A 22,557-nucleotide genomic window follows, 5' to 3' on the forward strand; every position below is an offset into this window, starting at 1 on the left:
AACACGCTTCCTGAGGCGGACCTGGAAGCGCGCTGAGGATGCGGGGGTGGATCGGGGGTTGGCGGACCGTGTAGCGACGCCAACGATGCCGAACAGACCCGCCTCGGGGCTGGTCGGCTGAGGCGGGCAGCGCGGAGCGCCGGAGCGAGGTCCGCCAACCCCCGATCCACCCCCGCATGAGCATCACCCCTCCTCCAAAACCTCCTCTGGGAACATAGGTACTCTGCCGTGTCGCCGCGGACCGACAAGCAGTCCCTCACTCCGACAGCGCCTCCTCGATGTCCCGGTCTCTGAAGCCCATCAGGTAAAGCACACTGTCCAGTCCGAAATTCGATATGGAATGACTGGCACTCTCCTTGACGAGGGGCTTGGCGTGATAGGCCACGCCCAGACCCGCAGAACTCAGCATCGGCAGATCGTTCGCCCCGTCGCCGATGGCGATGGTCTGCTGCAGGGAAATGCCTTCGCGTCGGGCGATCTCGGCCAGCAGCGCCGCTTTCCGGTCCGCATCGACGATGTCACCCCGTACCTGCCCGGTGATCACACCGTCCGCGATCTCCAGTTCATTCGCGAAAACATAGTCGATTCCCAGCTCAGCCTTGAGACGTTCACCGACATACTGAAATCCGCCGGAGAGAATGGCCGTCTTGTAGCCGAAATGCTTCAGTGAGCGGATCAGGCGATGGGCACCGTCGTTGAGCCTGACACTGCCGGCCACTTCGGCAAGCGCACTTTCTGGCAGTCCACGCAGCAGCGCGGCCCGGGCCCGGAAACTTTCCCTGAAGTTGAGTTTGCCGTGCATGGCCTGGTCGGTGATGGCGGCGACGGCATCCCGCACACCGTGGAGGGCGGCGAGCTCATCGATCACCTCGGCATTGATGAGAGTCGAATCCATATCGAATGCCACCAGACGCCTGTTGCGGCGATATACGGTGTCGCGCTGCACACTGAAGTCGAAGACCAGCTCATCGGCCGCAGCCAGCAGATCGGCCTTCAAGGCCACAGGATCGGAGGGATCTCCGCGCAGACTCATTTCAATGCTGGTGCGCACCTGACCCTCGGGGCGATTCAGTGGAATCCTCCCGGACAACCGCCGGATACTGTCGATATTCAGACCATAGCGGTGAATGATGCCGGTGACTGCGGCGAGCTGACGGCCGCTGAATCCATCGGCGAGGAGGGTGACGATGTAACGCGATTTGCCCTGACTGCCCACCCAGTCCTGGTAGTCCGCAGGGCTGACAAATTCCACCCGCAGCACCACACCGCGTTCGGCCAGACACCCACGCAGATCCTCCAGCACCGACTCAGTCCGATCCGGCTCGAGAATTTCGACCAGCATGCCGAGGTTGAGCTCGTCGTGTATGACCGCCTGGCCCAGATCGAGAACACGGACCTGATGCTGCGCCAGCGCCGACGTCAGCCTGGCCATGAGTCCGGATTCATCCCGTCCGGAGACATTTAGGAGTACTATCTCGCCAGCCACAGTAACACCCTCACAGCCACTCACCTCTGCATCCACTCAATTGAAGCTGATTTCTCACCCAGTGCAGGTTAAACAGGTTTCCGCTTTCCATGCCATCGCTTTCATTGTCAGCGTTGTGCTCGGCCTGAGTCTCATCGCCCTGTGGGCGTCCGACGAAGATGCGGAGACCCAGGCCGCCCAGTTCGGCAATGGCCTGGCCACCGCTCTGGCGAGCCTGAGCAGCGAGCCTCTGGCTCAGAAAGATCGCATCCACCTGGGCGTCCTCGTTAACCGGCTGCTGGAGATCGAACCTGTTTCCGGTGTCGCCGTGTACACGGTGGACAATGAAATGCTCGCGCTGTCCGGCGCCACCCAGCGCGGACTGGTCTTCACGCATCCCGTGCTCCAGGACCACAGCATCATCGGCTACGTCAGGCTGCATCTCGATGAGTCCGCTTTCACCCACAACACCGGGCCCGGACTGTTCGCCTTCAGTCTGCTGCTCATACTCATCGTGCCCCTGGGCGCGGTGGCGCTGTGGCAGCGGGCCGTCCGCCAGTTTGTTGAAGAACCCGCACAACCCGCTGCAGTCCCGGCCGCAGAGCCTCCTCCGGAACCAGACCTCGAGCCCTGTTATCTGCTGGTGCTCAACCTCTTCAATCAGCTCACCCTCTCGCCCCGCCAGCGTGACCTCGAAGTCGCCCACGCAATGCGCCTTGCGGAGCGGATCGCTGACATCTATCAGGCCGGGATACAACCCCTGCCCGGCACCGGCCTGCTGCTGACATTTGATGAGCAGGGAGATCCGGACAGGGCATTGCACGTCATCTATGCTGCTTTCGTGCTGTCCCAGCTGCTCAGCGACGGAGAATCCTGGGGACACTACCGTCTCGGCGCCCATGTGCTGCAGATCGAGGCAGATGCGGAACTGTCCCTGCAGGCGCCGGAGATCAGGGACACCGCCATGCTCTCTGCCCTGGCGAAGGAAACCACCCTGGTGATCAGTACCGCGCTCAAGGCGCGGATTCCGCGACCTGAACGATTCGATCTCGAGCCGCTCGCCAACCCGCTGCTCCATGAACTGGAGACCACCGAGGCTCTGGCCTGGCTGATCCGCAGCCTGCAGGGATCCACCAGAGCGATCGTTGATCAGCAGGTCAGGGAAATCACTCACTCACGGGATGCGAGCTCGAGCGAATCCACTTTCTGAAATCCCCGCGGCAGTTTGCGCCCGCGACGGGCGCGCTCACCGATGTAATGCTCCAGATCCTTTCCTTTCATGCGCAGATGCCGCTGTCCTGCCTGCACGAGCAGCTCATCACCCGGACCCAGCACGATGATGGAGATCATGTACTCCTCCCGGGACTTGAACGCTGCAGAGGGAATGTTGATCAGCTTGTTTCCCTTGCCCCGGACAAGTTCAGGTACCTCGTCCAGGCCGAAGACCAGCATACGGCCCTGATTGGTCAGCGCGACCACCTGCTGCACCCCATCCGCCTGGACCATTACAGGCGGCAGGGCGATGCCGCCTTTCGGGACACTGAGGCAGGCCTTACCCGCTTTGTTCTTGGTGACCATGTCCTCCAGTCTGCCGACAAAACCATAGCCGGCATCGCTGGCCAGCAGCACCCGTGTTGCCCCCGGCCCCATGGCAACTCCGACAAAGCGGGAACCGGCAGGCGGCTTCAGGCGTCCGGTAAGCGGCTCACCCTGGCCCCGGGCGGAAGGCAGTGTGTGCGGAGCCACCGAGTACGAACGGCCAGTGGAATCCAGGAAGATCAGCGTGTCGTTACTGCGTCCGCGCGCCGACCCGCCATGACGATCGCCGCTCCGGTAGCTGAGTTCGAGAGGATTCACTTCGTGTCCCTTGGCAGACTTGACCCAGCCTTTTTCCGACAGTACGACGGTGATAGGTTCGTTGCTGACCAGATCCTCTTCGCTGTAGGCCTCGGCGGTGACCACCTGCTCGAGTGGCGAACGCCGTGGATCGCCGAATTTCTCCGCATCTTCGAGCAGTTCATTCCTGATCAGTGTGGTCATCCGTGCCTTCGACTTGAGCACTTTTTCGATATCTGATTTCTCGATCTCCAGTTCGTCCTTCTCACTCTTGAGCTTGAACTCTTCAAGCCTGGCCAGCTGACGCAGACGCAGATCGAGAATGGCATTGGCCTGAACCTCAGACAGACTAAAGGTGGCCATGAGGGACTGCCTGGGCGCATCTTCTTCGCGGATGATGCGGATCACTTCGTCCAGGTTCAGGTAGGCAATGAGCAGCCCGTCGAGAATGTGCAGACGGTCGTTGATCTTGTCGAGGCGGAAATTCAGGCGCCGGCGCACCACCTCGCGACGATACTCGAGCCATTCCCGGAGCAGCACCGTGAGGTTCTTGACCTGGGGTTTCTGATCGAGACCGATGACGTTCAGATTGATCCGGTAGCTGCGCTCCAGATCGGTTGTCGCAAACAGGTGGCTCATCAGCCGGTGCGCGTCTACCCGGTTTGACCGCAGCACCAGCACCAGTCGAGTGGGATTCTCATGATCGGATTCATCCCGCAGGTCGGCCAGCATCGGCAGCTTCTTGGCCTGCATCTGAGCCGCAATCTGCTCCAGGACCTTGGCAGGCGAAGCCTGGTGTGGCAGTGCGGTGATCACAATCTCACCCTGCTCGGAATGATAAACGGCACGCGCTTTGATGCTGCCCCGACCGGTCTCATACATCTCCCGGATGTCCGCCGCCGGGGTAATGATGGTCGCCTCCGATGGGAAATCCGGTCCACGGATGTGGGTCATGAGATCAGCGACACTCGCCTTCGGCGCCTCAAGCAGGTGAATACAGGCGCTGATCACTTCCCGGATGTTGTGCGGCGGAATGTCAGTCGCCATGCCCACGGCGATGCCGGTGGAACCGTTCAGCAGTACGAAAGGTACCCGCGCCGGCAGCAGCTTCGGTTCGTCCATCGTGCCGTCGAAGTTCGGCATGAAATCCACCGTGCCCTGGCGGATCTCCGCGAGCAGCAGCTCCGCGTAGCGGGACAGCTTCGACTCGGTATAGCGCATGGCGGCGAAGGATTTCGGATCGTCCGGTGCTCCCCAGTTGCCCTGGCCTTCCACCAGCGGATAACGGAAGGAAAAGGGCTGCGCCATGAGCACCATGGCTTCGTAACAGGCACTGTCGCCATGGGGATGGAACTTGCCCAGCACATCGCCGACCGTGCGCGCGGACTTCATGAACTTGGCCTGGTTGTTCAGACCCAGCTCGCTCATCGCGTAGATGATGCGACGCTGCACGGGCTTCATGCCGTCGGCCACGTGGGGCAGCGCCCGATCGTTGATGACGTACATCGAATAATCGAGGTACGCGCGCTCGGCGTAGGTTCTTAAGGGGAGGGATTCGGTGTCGGTTTGTTCGGTGGTCATTCAGTCAGCCATTTGTGTCATTGCGTATCTGGCAAATCAAATTTGTAAAAGTGTGTCGATGGGAGGAGTGCGATAGGGCTTTCGCGAACCGCTACAGGCGCATCCCTGCGCGCTTGCGGTCGGCCGTCCATGGCCGACAGCATTCGCGAAAGCCCTATCGCACTCCTCCCCTCAATGCGTTTCCAAGATTGTGGGCCAGATGCCCATCCATCAGAGCGCATCGGTGATCGCGAACATTCTTTCGACGACGCTTACTCATGAACTTTGGAGGATAATGCAGCAGCGGATGTTGCAGACCGGTGTACGGGACCGTCTCCGGCCAGGGACGGCCGGAGCCGAGCCTACAGGGACGTACTCGCGGCGTGTCCCGTACACCGGTCTGCAACATCCGCTGCCTCCAGCAACCTTCCAAAAATTATTGAGCGAGCGTCGAGCAGTCAATCGATCAGCGCCTGATCACCCTTCGCCTCCAGCCACTCGCGTCGATCCGGCGAGCGCTTCTTGGCGAGCAGCATATCCAGCATCTCATCGGTCTTGCTGTCCGAGTCCAGTGTCAGCCGCACCAGACGCCGGGTGTCCGGATCCATGGTGGTTTCGCGCAGCTGCAGCGGGTTCATTTCGCCGAGACCTTTAAAGCGCTGCACCATGATCCTGCCGCTCCTCTTTTCCGCGGCGATGCGATCGAGTACACCCTGCTTTTCCGCTTCATCCAGTGCATAGAAAACTTCCTTGCCGACATCGATGCGGTAAAGGGGCGGCATGGCCACATAGACGTGGCCTGCCTCGACCAGCGGACGGAAGTGACGCACAAACAGGGCGCACAGCAGGGTGGCGATGTGCAGACCGTCCGAGTCCGCATCGGCGAGGATGCAGACCTTCGCATAGCGCAGTGAGGAGAGATCCTTCGAGCCGGGGTCGACGCCGATGGCGACTGTGATGTCGTGTATTTCCTGGGAGCCGAGCACCTGGCTCTGATCCACCTCCCAGGTGTTGAGAATCTTGCCGCGCAGCGGCATGACCGCCTGGAATTCCCGATCCCGCGCCTGCTTGGCTGAACCGCCAGCGGAGTCGCCTTCCACCAGAAACAGCTCGGCGCGATCGGCATCCTGACCGGAGCAGTCCGCCAGCTTGCCGGGCAGGGCCGGTCCGGCGGTGACTTTCTTACGCGCGACCTTCTTCGCAGCCTGCACCCGTTTCTGGGCATTGCTGATGGCGAGCTCGGCAAGCTGCTCCCCTTCCTGGGGATGCTCGTTGAGCCACAGGCTGAAAGCATCCTTGGCGACGCCGCTGATGAACACCGCCGAATCCCGGGACGACAGTTTTTCCTTGGTCTGGCCGGCAAACTGGGGATCAGACAGCCTGGCGGAGAGGACATAGGCACACTGGGACCACAAATCATCGCCGGTTAGCTTCACACCCCGGGGCATGAGATCCCGGAACTCACAGAATTCCTTCAGCGCATCCGTCAGGCCGCTGCGGAAACCGTTCACATGGGTGCCGCCAGCGGTCGTGGGAATCAGATTCACATAGGATTCGGTGACCAGTTCTGCGCCATCCACGACCCATTTCACCGCCCACTCGACCGCCTCGAGATTACCCTGCGCGCTGTGCATGAAGGGTTCGGCGGGCACACTCTGGGCACCGCCCAGCGCCTCCTCCAGGTAGCCCTTCAGCCCTTCTTCGAAATACCAGGTTTCCGAATCCTCTTCGCTGCCCTCCACGGTGAGCGAAAGCCGCAACCCCGAACAGAGCACGGCCTTTGCACGCAGCAGGTGCCTGAGACGGGATACCGAGATCTTCGGCGAGTCGAAAAAAGCAGCTTCCGGAAGAAACTTCAGCCGGGTGCCCGTGTTGCGTTTGCCGACCGCATCCACAACCTTCAGTTTGCCCTGGGGCTCCCCCTTCCTGTAGGTCTGCCGGTAGACCTGACCATCACGTTTGACCTCGATCTCCAGATGTTCGGACAGCGCGTTCACCACAGAAACCCCGACACCATGGAGACCACCGGAGTAACTGTAGTTTTCGTTATCGAACTTACCCCCCGCGTGGAGTCGGGTCAGTATCAGTTCCACACCGGAGATCTTGTATTTCGGATGGATGTCGACCGGCATACCGCGTCCGTCGTCGATCACTTCCACCGAACCATCTTTGCAAATCGTGACTGATATCTCCCGGGCATAGCCCGCGAGCGCTTCGTCCACGCTGTTATCCACCACCTCCTGGACCAGGTGGTTGGGCCGGGTGGTGTCCGTATACATTCCGGGACGCCTGCGAACCGGCTCCAGGCCGGAGAGGACCTGCAGGGATTCCGCAGAATATTTCGATTCCGCCATATCTGGTTACTGTCTGCTCGTTAGTGGCGCTGGGTCAGATCTAGGGTGAGCGGGAAGTCGTCCAGCCGCTGTACCTGGGTGCTGACACGTCCATCCGTCTCCAGAAAAAGCCAGCGGCAGCCCGGCATGCGGTCATCGATCGTGAACTTCTCAGTGTGAGGCGCGAACTGAAAACAGGTAGAAGGCGCGCCGAGCAGCTGGATGTCGCGAAATATGCTTTCAACGATCTGATGGGCATGGCCGAACACGACAGCTTTTGCCGTGGAGTGCTCGGACAGCCATTCTAGCAGCAGGTCGCTGTTGTGGACCCGATCTTTATCAAGCCAGGGACTGCCCACCGGAATCAGCGGATGATGCAGCGCAATCAGCACATGTCGCGCCGCGCGCCGCGCATCCGCACACGCGCTCTGCAGGCGCTCCAGCAGCCGTTCTGGCGGACAGGCCCCGGGTTCGTCATCCAGGTGGCTGTCCAGACCGATGAGGTCCCAGGCGCCGATCGACAGCACCTCGGCGGTGGGTGCGCGGGAGCCGGCCTGCTGCTGATGCGGCAGCAGGGGTGCCCAGAGATCATGGTTGCCGGCCAGCAGCAGACGCGGACCCTTATAGTAGGATTCGAACAGCGCAACGAATCGCTCATAGGTCGCCGGCTCCGGATCATGGGCGATGTCACCGGTGACCAGCACGGCGTCCGGTATCCGGACCGCGAATGCGGCGGTGAGTACGGCCTCCAGACTGGCCTGGGTGTCCACACCGAGCAGTCGCTGACCTGCGGTTGCGCGCAGATGCGTATCGGTGATCTGCAGTACGCTCAGCCGCATGACAGCCCGCATGCTGAGGCCGTATGCACCAGTTCCCGCTGCAAGCAGCGCATCAGTGAGTCAGCAGGGGAGCGCTGAGCGCGATACCACGAGCCAGGCACAGAGACAGAAATTCGCCGAGAAAGCGATTGATCTGCGCCTTTTCGTCCGGGTGCCTCATGGTCTCATTGGGGTAGTGATATACAGCCAGGAAGTGACGTTCGCCCTGATACTCGACCACCTCAGCGCTGCGCGCGTCATGGTACATGCGGATCGTCAGGCTCGGGGTGCGACTCCAGGGCATTTCCGGTGCCTGGGAGAGTTTCAGCAGGGTCGTGTAAGGAGACCGCTCCTGCACGTCAAGTCGGATGTCGAGGACCTGGCCGTTGATGTCCAGGCTGAACTGATTCGAATCCCGGGAGGGCAGGAGCGGAAACAGTTTCAGCAGACGCAGATAGTTGGCATCGCACTCGGCCATGTGCCCTGGGAGATCGATGCTGTACTTCTGCCGCTTCGTCACTGTTCCGCCTTACTTCTCTGGCCTCTTCGAAATGAACTGTCCGGGCGGGCCTGCACACCGGAGCACGGGACAACAGAGTCTGCCCTGCAACGGCGGCTTCCCGCCGTGCGCTTGTTCCCAGTCGGCTGATCATGGGATTCATCGGCCTAATATACCCGCCACACCTGCGAGTGCCACCGCTAATTGGCCCCGGGCAGGCGCCGCCGTTCCTAGGGAGCCTAATTCAACAGCAGCCTGTTAAACTGCGCCGTTTCCTCCCTCGAGCGCCGACCCAAAATGACATACCCGCTTCAGCCTACGTCCTCTCTCAACCGTGCAGCTCGTGTGTACGGCAGTACCCCGTTCCTGCGGTTCCGAAACTGGTTGTCGATGCTGCTCCTGTGCAGCATTACCTCGATCACCCAGGCAGCCGGCCTCCAGGAGGTCTATCAGTCTGCGAAAGCCAATGATCCGGTGCTCGGTGCTGCAGCCGCTCAGCTCGACGCTTCCCGGGAAATCGGCCCTCAGGCCCGCTCACAGCTGCTGCCCAGTATCGGCATGCAGGGCACCTCGAGCTGGAATGAGCGGGATTTTCTACAGACGGGCGTGGAACAGGACTTCAACGATCATGGCTGGGGTGCACAGCTCAGCCAGCCCCTGTTCAATCTGGAACGCTGGTACACCTACTCGAGCGCACGGGCCGCAGTGAACGCTGCCGAACACAATTACGCCGGCACCGAACAGCAGGTGATTGTGCGAACCGTGCAGGCTTATCTGGACGTGTTACGCGCAGACGCAAGGCTCGAGTCCTCACGTGCTGCAGAAGCGGCCGTGCAGCGCCAGCTCGAGCAGGTGCAGCAGCGCTTCGACGTGGGTCTGGTCGCAATCACCGATGTGCTCGAAGCACAGGCCAGCTATGACAACGTGGTGGTCGCACGCGTGCAGGCCGCCGGTGACCACGACATCTTCTTCGAGGTGCTGCGTACTCTGACCGTGCAGCCCTACACAGAAATTCTGCGTCTGTCGGAAACACTGCCGATTGTGGATCCGGAGCCGAGCAACGAAGAGGAATGGGTCTCCTCTGCTCTCGCGACCAACTTCCAGATCAAGGCTGCAGAGTCACAGCTTACCTCGGCAGAGCGCACCGTGCGGGCCAGGCGTTCGGCACATCTGCCGACCATCGACGGTACCGTGTCCTTCAACCATTACGTGACCGACGGAGCCAATTTTCTCGCCGGTAAGATCGACACCACCGTCTACGGTGTGACCGCCCGGCTGCCCATCTATCAGGGCGGCTACACCAGCTCACGGGTTTCCGAAGCCCAGGCGCTTGCGGAGCGCTCCCGTGAGCAGCTCCAGGACAGCCGTCTGACCGTGAGCCGGGATACCCGCAACCTGTTCCGTCGCGTGCAGACCGACGTGGTGCGCGTGCGTGCCCGGCTGAAAGCCATCGCCTCCGCGGAGTCCGCGCTGGAAGCCACAACCACCGGGTACGAAGTGGGTACCCGCAACATCGTCGATGTACTGCGCGCCCAGGAAGCCCTCTACGCCTCCCAGTTCGACTACGCGGATTCGCGCTACAACTATGTTCTGAGTCTGGTATTGCTCAAGCAGCGGGCAGGGGTACTCAGCGACGAAGACGTGGCCGAGCTGGCGACCTACATGGACCCCAACGAACGGGTGAAGCAGCTGGCATCGCTGCGCGATCGGGGCGTCAACTGATACAGACCTGACGGATCCAGTTGCGCAGCAGGGTCAGCAGACGATCCGTGGTGCCCCGATTGCGCTGCACCACGCCGAGCGCCCGCAGTCCATCCGAGCGACAGCTCTGGGGATCTGTGAAGTAGCGGGCGACGGCGTCGCCGAGTGTCTGCGCATCTGTCACGGTGCTCAGACAGTTCTCCTGTGCAAATGCGTCTGCCACATCTGTGAAGTTGAAACGATGTGGTCCCATGAGCAGTGGCCGACCCCAGACTGCCGCCTCGATGGGGTTGTGACCACCCACCGGTACCAGACTGCCACCGATGAAAGCAACGTCTGCGAGGCCGTACAGATACAGCAGCTCACCCATCCGGTCACCGAGTACCACTTCGACGGGTGCACGATTCGCTGCTGCGTCACCCGGGATAGCTGCAGGCAGAGTCGTCGCGCTTTCACCCGTGCGCAGCAACGTCCTGCCTGCCTGAGCGATCAGCTCCGCGACGGCGTCAGCACGCGCCGGGTGCCGGGGCACGAGAATCAGGACCGCGTCCGGGAAACGCTCGAGCAGGTGCGCGTGCGCGCGCAGCACGATGGCCTCCTCACCTTCATGGGTGCTGCCGGCAATCCAGACGGCACGACCGGCCAGCCCGAAGCGATCATTCAGCCTGCTGCACCGTGCCTGGTGATCCGCCGGGAGTTCCACATCGAATTTCACACTGCCCAGCACCTGCACCCGCTCCGGGGCCGCGCCCAGAGCAATGAAGCGTGACGCATGGGCAGGGTACTGGCAGGCGATGAGTGACAGCTGTTCGACCATCGACCGGATCAGCCCACCCACCCTCGCATAGCCGCGTGCCGAGCGCTCTGACAGCCGGGCATTCACCAGCATCGCCGGTATTCCGCGGTCGTTCGCCACACCGAGCAGGGTCGGCCACAATTCGGTCTCCATCAGCACCAGCATGCGGGGCTCCACCCGGTCATAGAAGCGCCGCACCGCATCCGGGAAGTCATAAGGTGCATAACAGTGATGCACGCGACCGCCGAGCCGGGCCGTCACCTGCGCCGAGCCGGTGGGCGTCATGGTGGTAACCAGGAACGGGAGATCGGGAAACAGCTCCACGAGTGCCGAGATCAGCGGGGCGGCCGCAATGGTTTCTCCGGCGGAGACAGTATGAAACCAGATGACGCCGCGCGGGATGCCTTCCGGTACCTCGCCGAATCTCTCCGCCACGCGCCGGCCGTACTCCGGTTCCCTGCGTGCCCGCAAACGCAGACGCAGCAGGACCAGCGGGCGGGCGAGCAGCAGGGCCAGTCGATATACGGCGAGCCAGAGCCTGGGGGGACGGCGCGCGGCCGCGGGAAAAGTGGACTTCATGGCGCCAGTGTACCGCGCCTCCCTGCCTGACACGCACGGCCCAGGCCCGCGCGACGCACCATGCGTGCCAATCGGCGGCTCCCGCTTGCGGCTGGAAGCGCATCACCATAGGCTGGCGGCGCATGACTACCCCCCTCGCTCCCGCACAACCCGTCGAAGTCGATGCCGCAATCGTCGGCGGCGGAATTGCCGGCATCTGGCTGCTCAACCTGCTGCAGGCGAAAGGGTACCGCGCCGTGCTGTTCGAAGGCCGGACTCTGGGCGGCAGTCAGACCCTCGCCAGCCAGGGCATGATCCATGGTGGCCTGAAGTACGCACTGGGCGGGAAGCTGACCGGGGCCTCGGAAGCCATCGGACGCATGCCCGCGCAGTGGCGCGAGTGTCTCGCCGGGACCGGCAGTGTGAACCTGGCCGGGCTGCAGCCACTGTCCGAAGACTATTTCATGTTCGCCGCCGACAGCACCCTTGGCCGCCTCACCGGTTTTTTTGCCAGCAAAACCCTGCGCGGGCGCATCGAGAAAGTCGACCGCGCCGACTATCCCGCAGCGCTCAAGCCCCTCGACGGGGTGGTGTACCGGCTCAACGATTTCGTGCTGGATACCACCGCCCTGCTCGGGCGCCTGCTCGCACCAGTAAAACATCTTACCTATCAGCACGAAGTCAAACCTGAGCACCTGCGGCCGGATGGCAGCGGCTGGGGAATCGTCACCCCAGCGGGAATGGTGCGGGCCCGGCGCCTCATTCTCTGTGCGGGTACCGGCAGCGGGCCGCTGCTCGGTGCACTCGACACGGAGCCACCACGCCTGCAGACGCGCCCTCTGCATCAGGTTCTGGTGCGACACCGGGCCCTGCAACCCCTCTACGCCCACTGCCTTACGGGCATCAGAAGACCTGAGCCGCGGCTCACCATTACCAGCCACCGGGAACCACACGGCGATGCCTGGCTGTGGTACCTGGGGGGCAGCCTGGCCACGGAAGGTGTCTCACTCGGTGAGAATGCCCTCATCGACCACGCGCGCGCGGAACTGCGCACCTGCGTACCCTGGCTCGACTGGAGCAAGGCGACCTTCGATACGCTCAGAATCGACCGGGCGGAACCCTACCAGACACAGGGCACCCGACCCGACGAAGCCTTCGCCTGGTCGAGCGGGGCCAGCATCGTCTGCTGGCCGACCAAGCTGAGTCTGGCGCCGGATCTGGGCGAGCGGGTGCTGTCACTGCTGGATCCTCCGGCTGCCCCGGCATTACCTCCGACGGAACTCCATCTTCCCGCAGCACGGCTCGGACAGCCGCCCTGGTGTCCGTCCGGATGATCTACCGAACTCTGGGCCGCACCGGCCTGCAGGTGTCCGTGCTCGGCCTCGGCACGGTGAAGCTCGGCCGCAACCAGGGTGTGAAATATCCCGCCGGTTTCGACCTGCCGGACGATCGGCAGGCCGCGCGCCTGCTCGATACCGCGCGGGAACTGGGCATCAATCTGCTGGACACCGCACCTGCTTACGGGGAAAGCGAACGCCGGCTCGGCGAACTGCTCGGCCCGCACCGCCAGTCCTGGATCCTCTGTACCAAGGTCGGCGAGTACTTCGAACAGGGCAGCTCACGATGGGACTTTACCCCTGAGGCGACCCGCGCCAGCGTCACGGCTTCGCTGCAGCGTCTGAGAACCGAATATCTGGATATTGTGCTGATCCACTCCGACGGCTCGGATTGCGAGATTCTCGAATCCCTGGGCACACTGGATGCCCTTCGCGCACTCAAAGGCGAAGGACTGATTCGCGCGGTGGGTATTTCTCATAAATCGGTGGAGGGTGGTGACTGCGCAATCAAGGCCGGCTGCGACGTCATCATGGCGACCCTGAATCTGCTGGAAACCGGGCAGCTGCCCGTCATCGCCCGCGCTGCCACTGCCGGGTGCGGGGTACTGGTGAAGAAGGCGCTCGCCAGTGGCCATGCCGGCGGCGACAGCCTGCGCTTTGCGGCGGCAACGGCCGGAGTGAGTGCCGTGATCGTGGGGACACTCAGTGCCGGGCATCTGCGGGAGAACGTCACAGAGCTGGACGGACTGACCGTCTAGCCAGTATCCGTCATCAGGTCCAGTTGTTCGGCCAGCGAGTTCGGAGGGAGGTTGAGCAGGGATGGTCGAGGACCTGCGACCCCGGGCCCCATCGGCGGCTCCTGCGGTCTGGCGTGTCAGTTCTTCTGCTTGATTCTGTCTACGATGGCGGTCGTGGAACAGTCTTCGACAAGCGACAACACGGATACCTCCCCGCCATAGCCGCGCACGATGTCGACACCGACAACCTGGTCGACTCCATAATCGCCGCCCTTGACCAGCACATCGGGCTTGAGCAGTTCGAGCAGCGGCTCCGGTGTGTCCTCGGCAAAGCCGACGACCCAGTCGACCGCGGCGAGGCCGGCCAGCACGCGCAGGCGCTGCTCGAGCGGATTGACCGGGCGGCCACTGCCCTTCAGCCGGCGCACGGACGCATCGTCGTTGACCGCCACGATCAGCCGATCACCGAGTGCTCTGGCTTCCTCGAGATAGGCCACATGGCCGGCATGCAGGATGTCGAAGCAGCCGTTGGTGAAGACTACCCGTTCGCCATTGATCCGCGCCTGGTGCACTGAGTCGGCAAGCTGCGCGCGGCTGAGCAGACCGCGATCGGCACGCGGATCACCGGCCAGGGCCCGGGCGAGTTCCGGGCCGGTGACCGTCGCCGTGCCCGCCTTGCCGACGACGATGCCGCTTGCCACATTGGCCAGCTGAGCACAGGCGGCCGGTTTCCAGTTGAGGGAGCGGGCGACGGCCAGCGCGGCCGCGGCGGTATCCCCAGCACCGGTGACATCGAAAACGTCCACCGGTCTGGCGGGGATGTGCTGGTGTGCCCCATCCGCCTCCACCACCGACATGCCGCGCGCGCCACGGGTGATGACCAGCGCCTCGAAGCCATGCTCCGTGGCCAGCAGACGGGCTTTCTCGAGCATTTCGTCGTCACTCTTCCAGGGGCCGACGGCGGCTTCGAACTCGGCAGCATTCGGTTTGACCAGACTCGCTCCGGCATAGGCGCGCAGCGGTTTGTGTTTGGGGTCCACGATCACGGGCACATTCCGCGCCCGAGCCAGCTCAATGAGTGCGGCGGGTTCCGCCAGGGTGCCCTTGTCGTAGTCCTGCAGCACCAGCGCCGAAGCCCCGGACAGGTGTCGCGCAACACGCTGCGCGATGGTGGCAGATGCGCCATCGGGCAGTGCTTTTTCGAAGTCCGTACGCAGCAGCTGCTGCTTCTGACTCAACACCCGCAGTTTCAGAATGGTCGGCCAGTCCGTACGCTCGATGAAATCGCACTCAACTCCGGCAGCAGCCAGTCGGTCGCGCAGTGTGGCGCCCGCTTCATCCGCGCCAACGATTCCGATCAGCGTGCAGCGGGCGCCGAGACTGGCGACATTGAGGGCCACATTCGCAGCACCCCCGGGTCGGTCTTCGATGGCATCCACGTCCACCACCGGCACGGGTGCTTCCTGAGAAATGCGACGGGCAGCACCAATCCAGTAGCGGTCGAGCATGACGTCGCCAACCACCAGCACGTGTACAGACTGCAGCGACGGTAATCTCATGGGGGCCGGATGGTATCACAGGGTCGGGCTGCTAAACTCCGCGCTCCCCGGCCGAAACCACCCCCGGAGCCACGAGCCGATGCCACGCATCAAAAAGCGCAAGCGGATCTTTGATCCGAGAGTGTGGCCCACCTGGCTGCTGCTGGGTCTGGTCTGGCTGCTGGTGCGCCTGCCGCTGTCCGTTCTCTATCGGCTCGGTCACCTGCTCGGAGCCATCGTCTACCGTTTCGGCCGTTCGCGCCGCCACATCACCGATGTGAATCTTTCACTGTGTTTTCCGGACCAGGACACGGCGACGCGGGATGCACTGAGCCGCGCCTCCTTTCATCACACCGCACTCGGCGCCCTGGAGACCATGATGGTGTGGCTCAATCCCCGCCGGGACGTCTGCGCGGCGACGACCCTCCACGGTGTCGAACACCTGCGCGAGGCGGTGGCTCAGGGCCGGGGGGTGGTCCTGCTGGGTGGTCATTTCACCGCCATGGACATCATCGCTTCCGCACTGAAGCCGCTGGACATCGATGTCATCTACCGGGAGAACAAGAATCCGCTGTGGGAATGGTTGCAGGTGAGCGGCCGACGACGATTCTTCGACGGTGTCATCGAGCGCGAGAACACCCGGGAGATCCTGCGCAGGCTGAAGAGCGGTCGGGCGATCTGGTATGCGGCGGATCAGGACTACGGCCGCAAACACTCGGTGTTCGCACCCTTCTTCGGTGTGCAGGCGGCAACCATCAACGCAACGGCGCGACTGGCGCGGTTCAACCAGTCGCCGGTGGTGTTCATGAGCCATTTCCGGAACCTGGAGACGCGTACCTGGTCGGTGCACTTTCATCCGCGCCTGGAGAATTTCCCAACTGGCGACGACGTCGGTGACGCCACCCGCATCAACGGCATTCTCGAAGACGCCATCCGCCAGCACCCGGAGCAGTACCTGTGGATGCACCGGCGCTTCAAAACCCGGCCCGAGGGGGAGCCCGGCCTTTACTGATTTCCGGTCGACGGCCGTTGTCGAACCGCCCGCTGACGTTCAGTCCCGCCGGTTAACTCCGTTATCGCCCCGGGGGGACCCCCTGAAAAAAGAGATCGTCCAGACGCCGGGCCACCGCGGCGACGGAGAATTCCCGGCGCGCCCGTTCGATGCCCTGTTGCAGCTGCGCATCGAGGCCTGCGTCCGCGCTGCCCGCGGCCTGGTGCACCGCCTGCAGAGCCTGGGCGATCGCCGCCGGTTCGGCACGATCGAAGTAGAAGCCGATCTCACCCAGCACCGAGCGCGGACCGGGCGAGGGTCCCGCCACCACCGGCACACCGGCGACCATGGCCTCCAGGGCGACCATGCCGAAGGCTTCGATGTCTTTGGAGACCAGCAGCAGCGCATCCAGTCCTTTGAGCAGACGTCGCGCATCCGGCACGAATCCGCAGAAATCCACGGGCAGACCGGCCGCCCGCGCCTCCATCACAGCGCGTAGTTCCCCGTCACCGATCACCAGCAGGCGTGCCCCGGGCAGGTCAGTCTGCAACGCCGCCAGCGCATCGATCGCCAGCAGCGGTCGTTTCTTCTCGACCAGCCGGCCGAGCAGGCCGATGGTGAAACTTCCCTGCACAATCCCCAGCTCGGCCTGTGCCGCTTCCCGGGACAACAGTGTGGCGTTGAGGCTGTCGATATCGATGCCGTTCGGCAGACAGAGCGCACCCGGCACCGTGGCAGCCAGCTCCGCCTGCACCGCGGGGGACACTCCGGCAAAGAGTATGTTGCGGGCGAACAGTCGCCGCTCGAGTCGTCGCTGCAGGCGTTCGAAGAAGCCGAATTCATGGGCGATGGTCACCACCCGGGGCAGCTTCAGGCCCGTCGCCCGCAGGGTGCGGTAGGCGCGATAGCGGTGACAGATGGCCAGCAGCGGTTCCGGGCCGGCGGCAATATGGCTGCGCAGACCGGCGGCAATCGAAGCGGACCGTCCTTGCGCCGCAAGATCCGTCAGGTACACCGTGTCCACCGCACAGCCGAGACTCGCACCCGCCGCGGCATAGACGTCGCAGATGTCGCGAAAGGGCGGGTGATCGTTCGGACAGACCTGGAGGATGCGCGGGAATCGGATAGCATCTGTCGCCGAGCCCGCCGCCACGGCCGGTGCCGGGTCAGGTGGCGACGTCATCGTCCACAGTCTTGGTCACCAGATAGTCCTCCAGCACCAGATACTCCAGATCCGAGCCGAAGAACATGTTCAGCGCATCCTGTGGCGTGCACACCACCGGTTCACCCCGGCGGTTGAGGGAGGTGTTGAGCACTACCGCATTCCCGGTCAGTCCCTCAAGGGCTTCGATCAGTTCGTAATACCGGGGATTCTGTTCGCGCTCGACAATCTGCACCCTGGCGGTACCGTCTTCGTGCACAACTTCGGGTATGCGCCGCTTCCAGGCTTCGTTGACATCGAAGGTGATGGTCATGAAAGGCGCCGGATGATCGGTCTGGATGATGTCCGCGGCGACCCGGTCCAGCACGCTGGGGCAGAACGGTCGCCAGCGCTCGCGGAATTTAATCTGCTCATTGATGCGATCGGCGATGCCGGGGGCATTGGGACAGCCGAGAATGCTGCGCGCACCCAGCGCCCTTGGTCCGAACTCCATGCGGCCCTGAAACCAGGCGACCGGATTACCGTCCGCCAGCAGCTGTGCCGTCTGTGCCGGCACATCTTCCAGCTTTTCCCAGGCCACACCTTCCCGGCAGGCTTCGAGGGCGTCGAGACAGTCATCGTTACTGAAGCAGGGACCGAGGTAGGCGTGGGTCATGCGGCTCAAGTGCTCGCCACGCCCGGCAGCAACGAAGGTGGCCGCACCCAGCGCAGTGCCCGAGTCGCCGGAAGCCGGCTGCACAAACAGCTCCTGCACATGGTCGAGGGCGACGATGCGCTGGTTCAGTTTCACATTGAGCGCACCGCCGCCGGCGAAGGCCAGCTGCCCGGTTTCCCGCAGGATGCCGCCCAGGTGGGTTTCGAGCAGTTTGAGACACCAGTGTTCGAACAGCGCCTGCATGGCGGCGGCATAGTCGATGTAGGGCTCATCCGCCATGTCGCCGCGACGTCGGGGTCCCAGCCATTCGATGAGCTTGTCGCTGAAGTAAAAACCCACACCGTCCTCTTTATGGCGGCGCAGGCCGACGGTGTTCACCAGGGTGGTATCCACCTCGAAACCCCGGCCGCTGGGGCGGATCAGTCGGCTGAAATCGAAGCGGTTCGGATCGCCGTAGGGCGCCATGCCCATCACCTTGTACTCGCCATCGAGCATCTCGAAGCCCAGGTACTCGGTCATCGCGCCGTAGACACCGGAGAGGGAATCCGGGTCGTAGTATTCCTTGATGCGATGAATGCGACCGCCTTCACCATAGCCGAAGAAGGTGGTGGCGTATTCGCCCTTGCCATCCACCCCCATGATCGCCGTCTTCCCGGTAAAGCCGCTGAGATGATAGGCGCTCGAGGCGTGGGCCAGATGGTGCTCCACCGGCACGAACTCGGTGTCGTGCCAGTCGATGCCGAGCTCCGCACCCACATCGAGGACCCGCTGGCGGTTGCGGCGGTAGCGCCGGTTGCCATTGAAAATCGCATCCAGCGCGCGATCGGGCGCATACCAGTAGCGTTTCGCGTAGTGCCAGCGCGCCGGTGTAGTCAGCGGTATCGGTGCATAGGGAAAGGCCACCACATCCACCTTGCGGGGGCTGATACCGGCCGCCCGCAGACAGTAGCGGGCCGCCTCCAGGGGCATCCGGTTCTTCGCATGTTTGTCGCGGATGAAGCGTTCTTCTTCGGCGGCGGCTACGATTTCGCCGTCCACCAGCAGTGCGGCGGAGGCATCGTGATTGAGCGCCCCCGACAGACCCAGGATGATCACTTAGCAGTCCGACTGGCGTTGAGGTGCGCGCACTATAGCAGTCCGGCTGCGCGAAAGGCCGCCTCGAAACGGGCCCGCAGCCCAGGCTCCCAGTTCTCGAGAAAGCGGGCGATGTCCCGGGCGGATCCGGCAATGTGCGCATCCTGATCCGTCCCCCGGATTGCGCCCGCAGCCAGAGTCATTGCATCCAGATCGATGAGATGCACCCGGTCCCGATGGATGAGGAAGTTGCTGGCCTTGGTATCGCCATGCACCAGGCGTGCCGCGCGCAGGGCGGCGAACAGTCCGACCACCTCGCCAACGCGCGCCGCAATGCGATCCTCAGCCCCGCTCCCGAGTGCCTCCTGCAGTTCCACACCCAGGTCACGGTCACCCAGATCCTCGAGCAGCAGCCAGGCCCGGGGGCGCCAGGGACCCATGCCTTGTTCGAGCAGTGCCAGCGGTCGGGCAGTGGGAATTTCCAGCAGTCGCAGCAGGGCGCCATAACTCCAGGCGCGCCGGAAACGCGGCAGCGGACTGAGCGAACGCCGCAGCGCCTGCCCCCAGCTTTTGACGTTGTAGCGCTTGATCACCAGGCCGGTCGCCGCCCCCGGCGCCACCGCACAGCGGGCGACCGTTGCACTGTTGCCCGCCTTGAGCAGCCCTCCCCGGTTCAGCAGATCATCAGGGGCGGTGAAAAAGGTTCCGGGGATCTGCACATCCTCGGCGCGAACCCGGATACGCAGTGAGGCCGGGGCTTTTTCTACCTCGAACTCGGAGCAGGTACGCCGGGTTTTCTTCAGATAGCGGCGATAACGGTCCCGGCGCGCTGCGGCCAGAGCCACCTGTGCCGGAGCTGTGTACTCCGTCGCCGACCAGGCGCGCGCGTCGAGATAGGTGCGGATGAGGGCCGTCATCCACCCGTCCGCCACCGGCGGGAACTGGGCGAGCAGTTCACCGAGATTGCCCAGGCTGTCCTGGGGCGACAGCGCGCGGCTGCCGGTGCGGATGCCATCACCATCCACCACATGGAGCTCACCCGCGGCAGTCAGGAAATTACCCAGGTGGGGATCCGTATGGGAGATACCCCGGGCATGCAGATGCGCGAAGAGGCGTACCAGCGCATCGACCTGTGTGGTGTTCGCCACGTCCAGGTTCTGCGCATCGGCCAGATACGCGGTGACGATGCCCACTCCGGTTGCCTGCTGTACCAGTGCCAGCCGCTCCGGCACCCGGGCTCCGGCCACCCGCAGCGCCTCCAGACCCACGCTCTCACGATCCCGGTAGCTGACAGCACCTGCACCGATGAACAGCTTCAACACCGCAGGACGGCCCGCCCACCGGGTGCGAACGACCAGCCGACGACCCGGCAGGTGGCGCAGAATCTGTTCACAGTGCAGGACCTGTTGTGCCTCCGCCAACCCGGGCGGCAGTCCCTCCTCCCGGACCTCCAGGTCGAAGGGGACTTCGATATCAACCAGACTCGACGCTGCAAAGGGAGGTTCGAGTTGCGCCTTCATGGCTGAAATTTTCCGGCGGTGAGTCCCTTGCGCTCACCTTTGCGGTAAAGGGCCAGTGCACGCCGGTACACGGCCGCCCAGCGCCGACCGTTTTCCCGGAACTCCTCGGCCAGCGGGCGCCCGCTGTAAACCCGGACAAAGCGCAGCCAGGCACACTTTCCCAGCGGCAGGTCCAGGGCGGAATACAGCAGCGCCGCCAGATCGCGCTTACGCCAGCGCCAGGGCAGTTGCTCGAAACGCAGCGCACGATGCAGATCGAGAACGCCGAGCGGCCCATCCGGCTGGTGCCGATTTCTGAGCAGATGACACAGATAAAAATCCCGGTGCACGAGGCCCGCGTCGTGAAAACGCCGTGCGAAGCGGGCGACCTGGAGCACCAGTGCGCGCCGTTCGAGTCCACCCGGTGTAACCTGCAGCCAGGGCAGGGTCAGGGTCTCGAGATCGTCGTAACCTTCAAGTTCATCGCACAATACAAAGGAACGACGCCGATGGGCGGGGCCGGTGGACTCTGCGAAGGCGGCCACCCGGGGTGCGACGATGCCGACGCGTTCCAGATACCGGCAGGCCTCGTACTCGTTGCGCGCACCGACGATGGGCTGCTTCAGCGACAGCCAGCTCTTGAGCATTTCGGCGACGCCTACCCCTTCATGAAACTTCAGAAAGAACCAGCGTCCGCCGAGTTCGACTCGACGCGTGCTGCGTCCTGCCACTTCCCGATAGACGGTGCCCTCAAGTGCTGCGGCGGCATCGAGCAGGTCCTCTTCCGGGAGCAGGCCGCGCAGGTCTTCTCTCAGAAAACAGTCAGTGGGCATCGCACACCGCTGCAGTACCTGCGCCCATGCGACGCTCGATCACGGCCACGGCCTGGTCTGTCTGGCCATAAAGGTCGGCGGTCTGGCCGAAGCGAACGCCGTTGGCCGACCAGCGCGCCCGTGTGGTCCGATCTTCGATCGCGCGGGCGAGAATCGAGTTCAAATTCTCCTGGGAGAACGGGCTTTCCACCAGCACACCGGCATCGGCCTGTTCGACTAAGGGTGCATAGCCGCACACGTCGGTCGCGATCACCGGCAGGCCGGCGATGATGGCTTCGATCAGTACGATGCCGCCACTTTCCATGTACGCGGGATGCAGCATCAGATCCGCACCCTGGAGAAAGCGGGGAATGTCATCGCGCCCTTCGAAGATGCGCAGCCGATCCGCCACGCCGAGACCTGCCGCCAGATTCTGAAAAGAGCGGGGATTGTCCTGACCGATAACAAACAGCCGAACAGATGCTCTGAGCCGGTCCGGCAATGCGGCGACCGCGGCCAGCGCTCGATCCAGTCCCTTGGTGACGAAGCCGGATCCGATCAGCAGCAGAAGTGTCTCGTCATCGGCGATTTCGAATTCGCGGCGGAACTCGCAGCGCAGTTGTGCAGCGTCTGCGCCACGCCGGCGGTCCGGACTCACCCCCGGGGGCAGGAGGTGCATACGGGTATCCGGCGTACCGTAGTACTCATGGAACTGTTCGCGCTGCTGTGCGGTGATCAAAAGCACATCGGTGTCCACTTCCGGATCGAAGACCGCATGTTCGAAACGGGAGAAATGGCGATAGCGGCGCGTCTGCCGATACAGGGGCGTTCGCAGCTGCCGTGCTTTCGCCTCATAGCAGGAATCTGCGGCAAAGTAGACGTCCAGACCCGGCATCTTGTTGAAGCCGACAAGGCAGGCCGCAGGGCGCCAGGCAAGATCCGCATGGACCCACTTGGCAAACAGTTCATAGCGCGAGGGATTGGTCACGGCATCCACGGGTACTCTGATCAGATCGAAACCTTCCGGAAGTGGACCCTCCCAGGACAGGGTATAGACGCGCACCCGGTATCCCCTGGCGAGACAGGCTTCTGCGATACGCAGAAAATCCCTCTGCAGCCCGCCGTAGGGAAAGAACTTGTACAGCGCGAACGCGATCAGCCTGCGTTTCTGCCGGGCAAAGATTTC

17 protein-coding genes are annotated in these 22,557 nt (G+C 63.3%); 5 read left to right on the plus strand and 12 right to left on the minus strand.

Annotated elements, in window-relative coordinates:
- Positions 1–256: 256 nt before the first annotated feature.
- Positions 257–1,486 carry a phosphoserine phosphatase SerB gene (gene serB, locus R3E82_22120; GenBank protein MEZ5553592.1) on the minus strand — a complete coding sequence of 410 codons (1,230 nt, stop codon included), beginning with the start codon at positions 1,484–1,486 and terminating at the stop codon, positions 257–259.
- A gap of 61 nt (positions 1,487–1,547) precedes the next feature.
- Here serB and R3E82_22125 point away from each other — a divergent pair, with 61 nt between their 5' ends.
- A complete protein-coding gene (locus R3E82_22125; protein MEZ5553593.1) occupies positions 1,548–2,675 on the plus strand; it encodes a hypothetical protein in 1,128 nt (375 codons plus the stop codon).
- Here R3E82_22125 and parC read toward each other — a convergent pair.
- From parC to R3E82_22145, 4 genes are all read right to left on the minus strand, one after another.
- A complete protein-coding gene (gene parC / locus R3E82_22130) occupies positions 2,636–4,882 on the minus strand; it encodes a DNA topoisomerase IV subunit A (protein MEZ5553594.1) in 2,247 nt (748 codons plus the stop codon). The genes R3E82_22125 and parC overlap by 40 nt on opposite strands.
- Before the next feature lie 437 nt (positions 4,883–5,319).
- Complete coding sequence (gene parE, locus R3E82_22135) at positions 5,320–7,215, minus strand: DNA topoisomerase IV subunit B (GenBank protein ID MEZ5553595.1); 1,896 nt, start codon at positions 7,213–7,215, stop codon at positions 5,320–5,322.
- Between the two features lie 20 nt (positions 7,216–7,235).
- Positions 7,236–8,033: a metallophosphoesterase gene (locus R3E82_22140; protein ID MEZ5553596.1), complete on the minus strand. Its 798-nt coding sequence runs from the start codon at positions 8,031–8,033 to the stop codon at positions 7,236–7,238.
- A 52-nt stretch (positions 8,034–8,085) separates the two neighbouring features.
- Complete coding sequence (locus R3E82_22145; GenBank protein MEZ5553597.1) at positions 8,086–8,532, minus strand: DUF1249 domain-containing protein; 447 nt, start codon at positions 8,530–8,532, stop codon at positions 8,086–8,088.
- A gap of 369 nt (positions 8,533–8,901) precedes the next feature.
- On the opposite strand from R3E82_22145, the gene R3E82_22150 reads away from it, so the two are divergent.
- Positions 8,902–10,233 carry a TolC family outer membrane protein gene (locus tag R3E82_22150; protein ID MEZ5553598.1) on the plus strand — a complete coding sequence of 444 codons (1,332 nt, stop codon included), beginning with the start codon at positions 8,902–8,904 and terminating at the stop codon, positions 10,231–10,233.
- Here the strand turns inward: R3E82_22150 and waaA are convergent.
- A complete protein-coding gene (waaA, locus tag R3E82_22155; GenBank protein ID MEZ5553599.1) occupies positions 10,226–11,587 on the minus strand; it encodes a lipid IV(A) 3-deoxy-D-manno-octulosonic acid transferase in 1,362 nt (453 codons plus the stop codon). The genes R3E82_22150 and waaA overlap by 8 nt on opposite strands.
- Before the next feature lie 122 nt (positions 11,588–11,709).
- Between waaA and R3E82_22160 the strand changes: the two genes are divergently transcribed.
- A complete protein-coding gene (locus tag R3E82_22160) occupies positions 11,710–12,900 on the plus strand; it encodes an FAD-dependent oxidoreductase (protein MEZ5553600.1) in 1,191 nt (396 codons plus the stop codon).
- Positions 12,897–13,661, plus strand: a complete 765-nt coding sequence (locus tag R3E82_22165) for an aldo/keto reductase (GenBank protein MEZ5553601.1) — start codon at positions 12,897–12,899, stop codon at positions 13,659–13,661. The genes R3E82_22160 and R3E82_22165 overlap by 4 nt, the downstream gene beginning before the upstream one ends.
- Positions 13,662–13,777: 116 nt before the next feature.
- On the opposite strand, the gene hldE is transcribed toward R3E82_22165, so the two are convergent.
- Entirely contained in the window at positions 13,778–15,199 is a 1,422-nt protein-coding gene (gene hldE, locus R3E82_22170; protein ID MEZ5553602.1) for a bifunctional D-glycero-beta-D-manno-heptose-7-phosphate kinase/D-glycero-beta-D-manno-heptose 1-phosphate adenylyltransferase HldE, read from the minus strand.
- 79 nt (positions 15,200–15,278) lie between these two features.
- Here hldE and lpxL point away from each other — a divergent pair, with 79 nt between their 5' ends.
- A complete protein-coding gene (gene lpxL / locus R3E82_22175) occupies positions 15,279–16,190 on the plus strand; it encodes an LpxL/LpxP family Kdo(2)-lipid IV(A) lauroyl/palmitoleoyl acyltransferase (GenBank protein MEZ5553603.1) in 912 nt (303 codons plus the stop codon).
- Positions 16,191–16,251: 61 nt separating this feature from the next.
- On the opposite strand, the gene R3E82_22180 is transcribed toward lpxL, so the two are convergent.
- From R3E82_22180 to R3E82_22200, 5 genes are read right to left on the minus strand one after another with little or no spacing between them, the layout of a single operon-like run.
- Entirely contained in the window at positions 16,252–17,352 is a 1,101-nt protein-coding gene (locus tag R3E82_22180) for a glycosyltransferase family 4 protein (protein ID MEZ5553604.1), read from the minus strand.
- Positions 17,336–19,081, minus strand: a complete 1,746-nt coding sequence (locus R3E82_22185; protein MEZ5553605.1) for a carbamoyltransferase C-terminal domain-containing protein — start codon at positions 19,079–19,081, stop codon at positions 17,336–17,338. The genes R3E82_22180 and R3E82_22185 overlap by 17 nt, the downstream gene beginning before the upstream one ends.
- Positions 19,082–19,113: 32 nt before the next feature.
- Positions 19,114–20,580 (minus strand): lipopolysaccharide kinase InaA family protein, encoded by a 1,467-nt coding sequence (locus R3E82_22190; protein MEZ5553606.1) that lies wholly within the window; start codon positions 20,578–20,580, stop codon positions 19,114–19,116.
- The gene (rfaP, locus tag R3E82_22195; protein MEZ5553607.1) at positions 20,577–21,392 is read right to left on the minus strand and encodes a lipopolysaccharide core heptose(I) kinase RfaP; all 816 of its coding nucleotides are present in this window, start codon (positions 21,390–21,392) and stop codon (positions 20,577–20,579) included. Before rfaP ends, R3E82_22190 begins: the two co-directional genes overlap by 4 nt.
- The gene (locus R3E82_22200) at positions 21,382–22,530 is read right to left on the minus strand and encodes a glycosyltransferase family 4 protein (GenBank protein ID MEZ5553608.1); all 1,149 of its coding nucleotides are present in this window, start codon (positions 22,528–22,530) and stop codon (positions 21,382–21,384) included. The genes rfaP and R3E82_22200 overlap by 11 nt, the downstream gene beginning before the upstream one ends.
- Positions 22,531–22,557 lie beyond the last annotated feature (27 nt).

The organism is Pseudomonadales bacterium (genome assembly GCA_041395945.1).
Classification (GTDB): domain Bacteria; phylum Pseudomonadota; class Gammaproteobacteria; order Pseudomonadales; family Azotimanducaceae; genus SZUA-309.

What these genes read in the sequence shown, in the direction of transcription:
- parC (MEZ5553594.1), bottom strand. Translation starts at nt 4,882, where the DNA reads ATGACCACCGAACAAACCGACACCGAATCCCTCCCCTTAAGAACCTAC.
- parE (MEZ5553595.1), bottom strand. Translation starts at nt 7,215, where the DNA reads ATGGCGGAATCGAAATATTCTGCGGAATCCCTGCAGGTCCTCTCCGGC.
- R3E82_22140 (MEZ5553596.1), bottom strand. Translation starts at nt 8,033, where the DNA reads ATGCGGCTGAGCGTACTGCAGATCACCGATACGCATCTGCGCGCAACC.
- R3E82_22150 (MEZ5553598.1), top strand. Translation starts at nt 8,902, where the DNA reads ATGCTGCTCCTGTGCAGCATTACCTCGATCACCCAGGCAGCCGGCCTC.
- waaA (MEZ5553599.1), bottom strand. Translation starts at nt 11,587, where the DNA reads ATGAAGTCCACTTTTCCCGCGGCCGCGCGCCGTCCCCCCAGGCTCTGG.
- R3E82_22160 (MEZ5553600.1), top strand. Translation starts at nt 11,710, where the DNA reads ATGACTACCCCCCTCGCTCCCGCACAACCCGTCGAAGTCGATGCCGCA.
- R3E82_22165 (MEZ5553601.1), top strand. Translation starts at nt 12,897, where the DNA reads ATGATCTACCGAACTCTGGGCCGCACCGGCCTGCAGGTGTCCGTGCTC.
- hldE (MEZ5553602.1), bottom strand. Translation starts at nt 15,199, where the DNA reads ATGAGATTACCGTCGCTGCAGTCTGTACACGTGCTGGTGGTTGGCGAC.
- lpxL (MEZ5553603.1), top strand. Translation starts at nt 15,279, where the DNA reads ATGCCACGCATCAAAAAGCGCAAGCGGATCTTTGATCCGAGAGTGTGG.
- R3E82_22180 (MEZ5553604.1), bottom strand. Translation starts at nt 17,352, where the DNA reads ATGACGTCGCCACCTGACCCGGCACCGGCCGTGGCGGCGGGCTCGGCG.
- R3E82_22190 (MEZ5553606.1), bottom strand. Translation starts at nt 20,580, where the DNA reads ATGAAGGCGCAACTCGAACCTCCCTTTGCAGCGTCGAGTCTGGTTGAT.
- rfaP (MEZ5553607.1), bottom strand. Translation starts at nt 21,392, where the DNA reads ATGCCCACTGACTGTTTTCTGAGAGAAGACCTGCGCGGCCTGCTCCCG.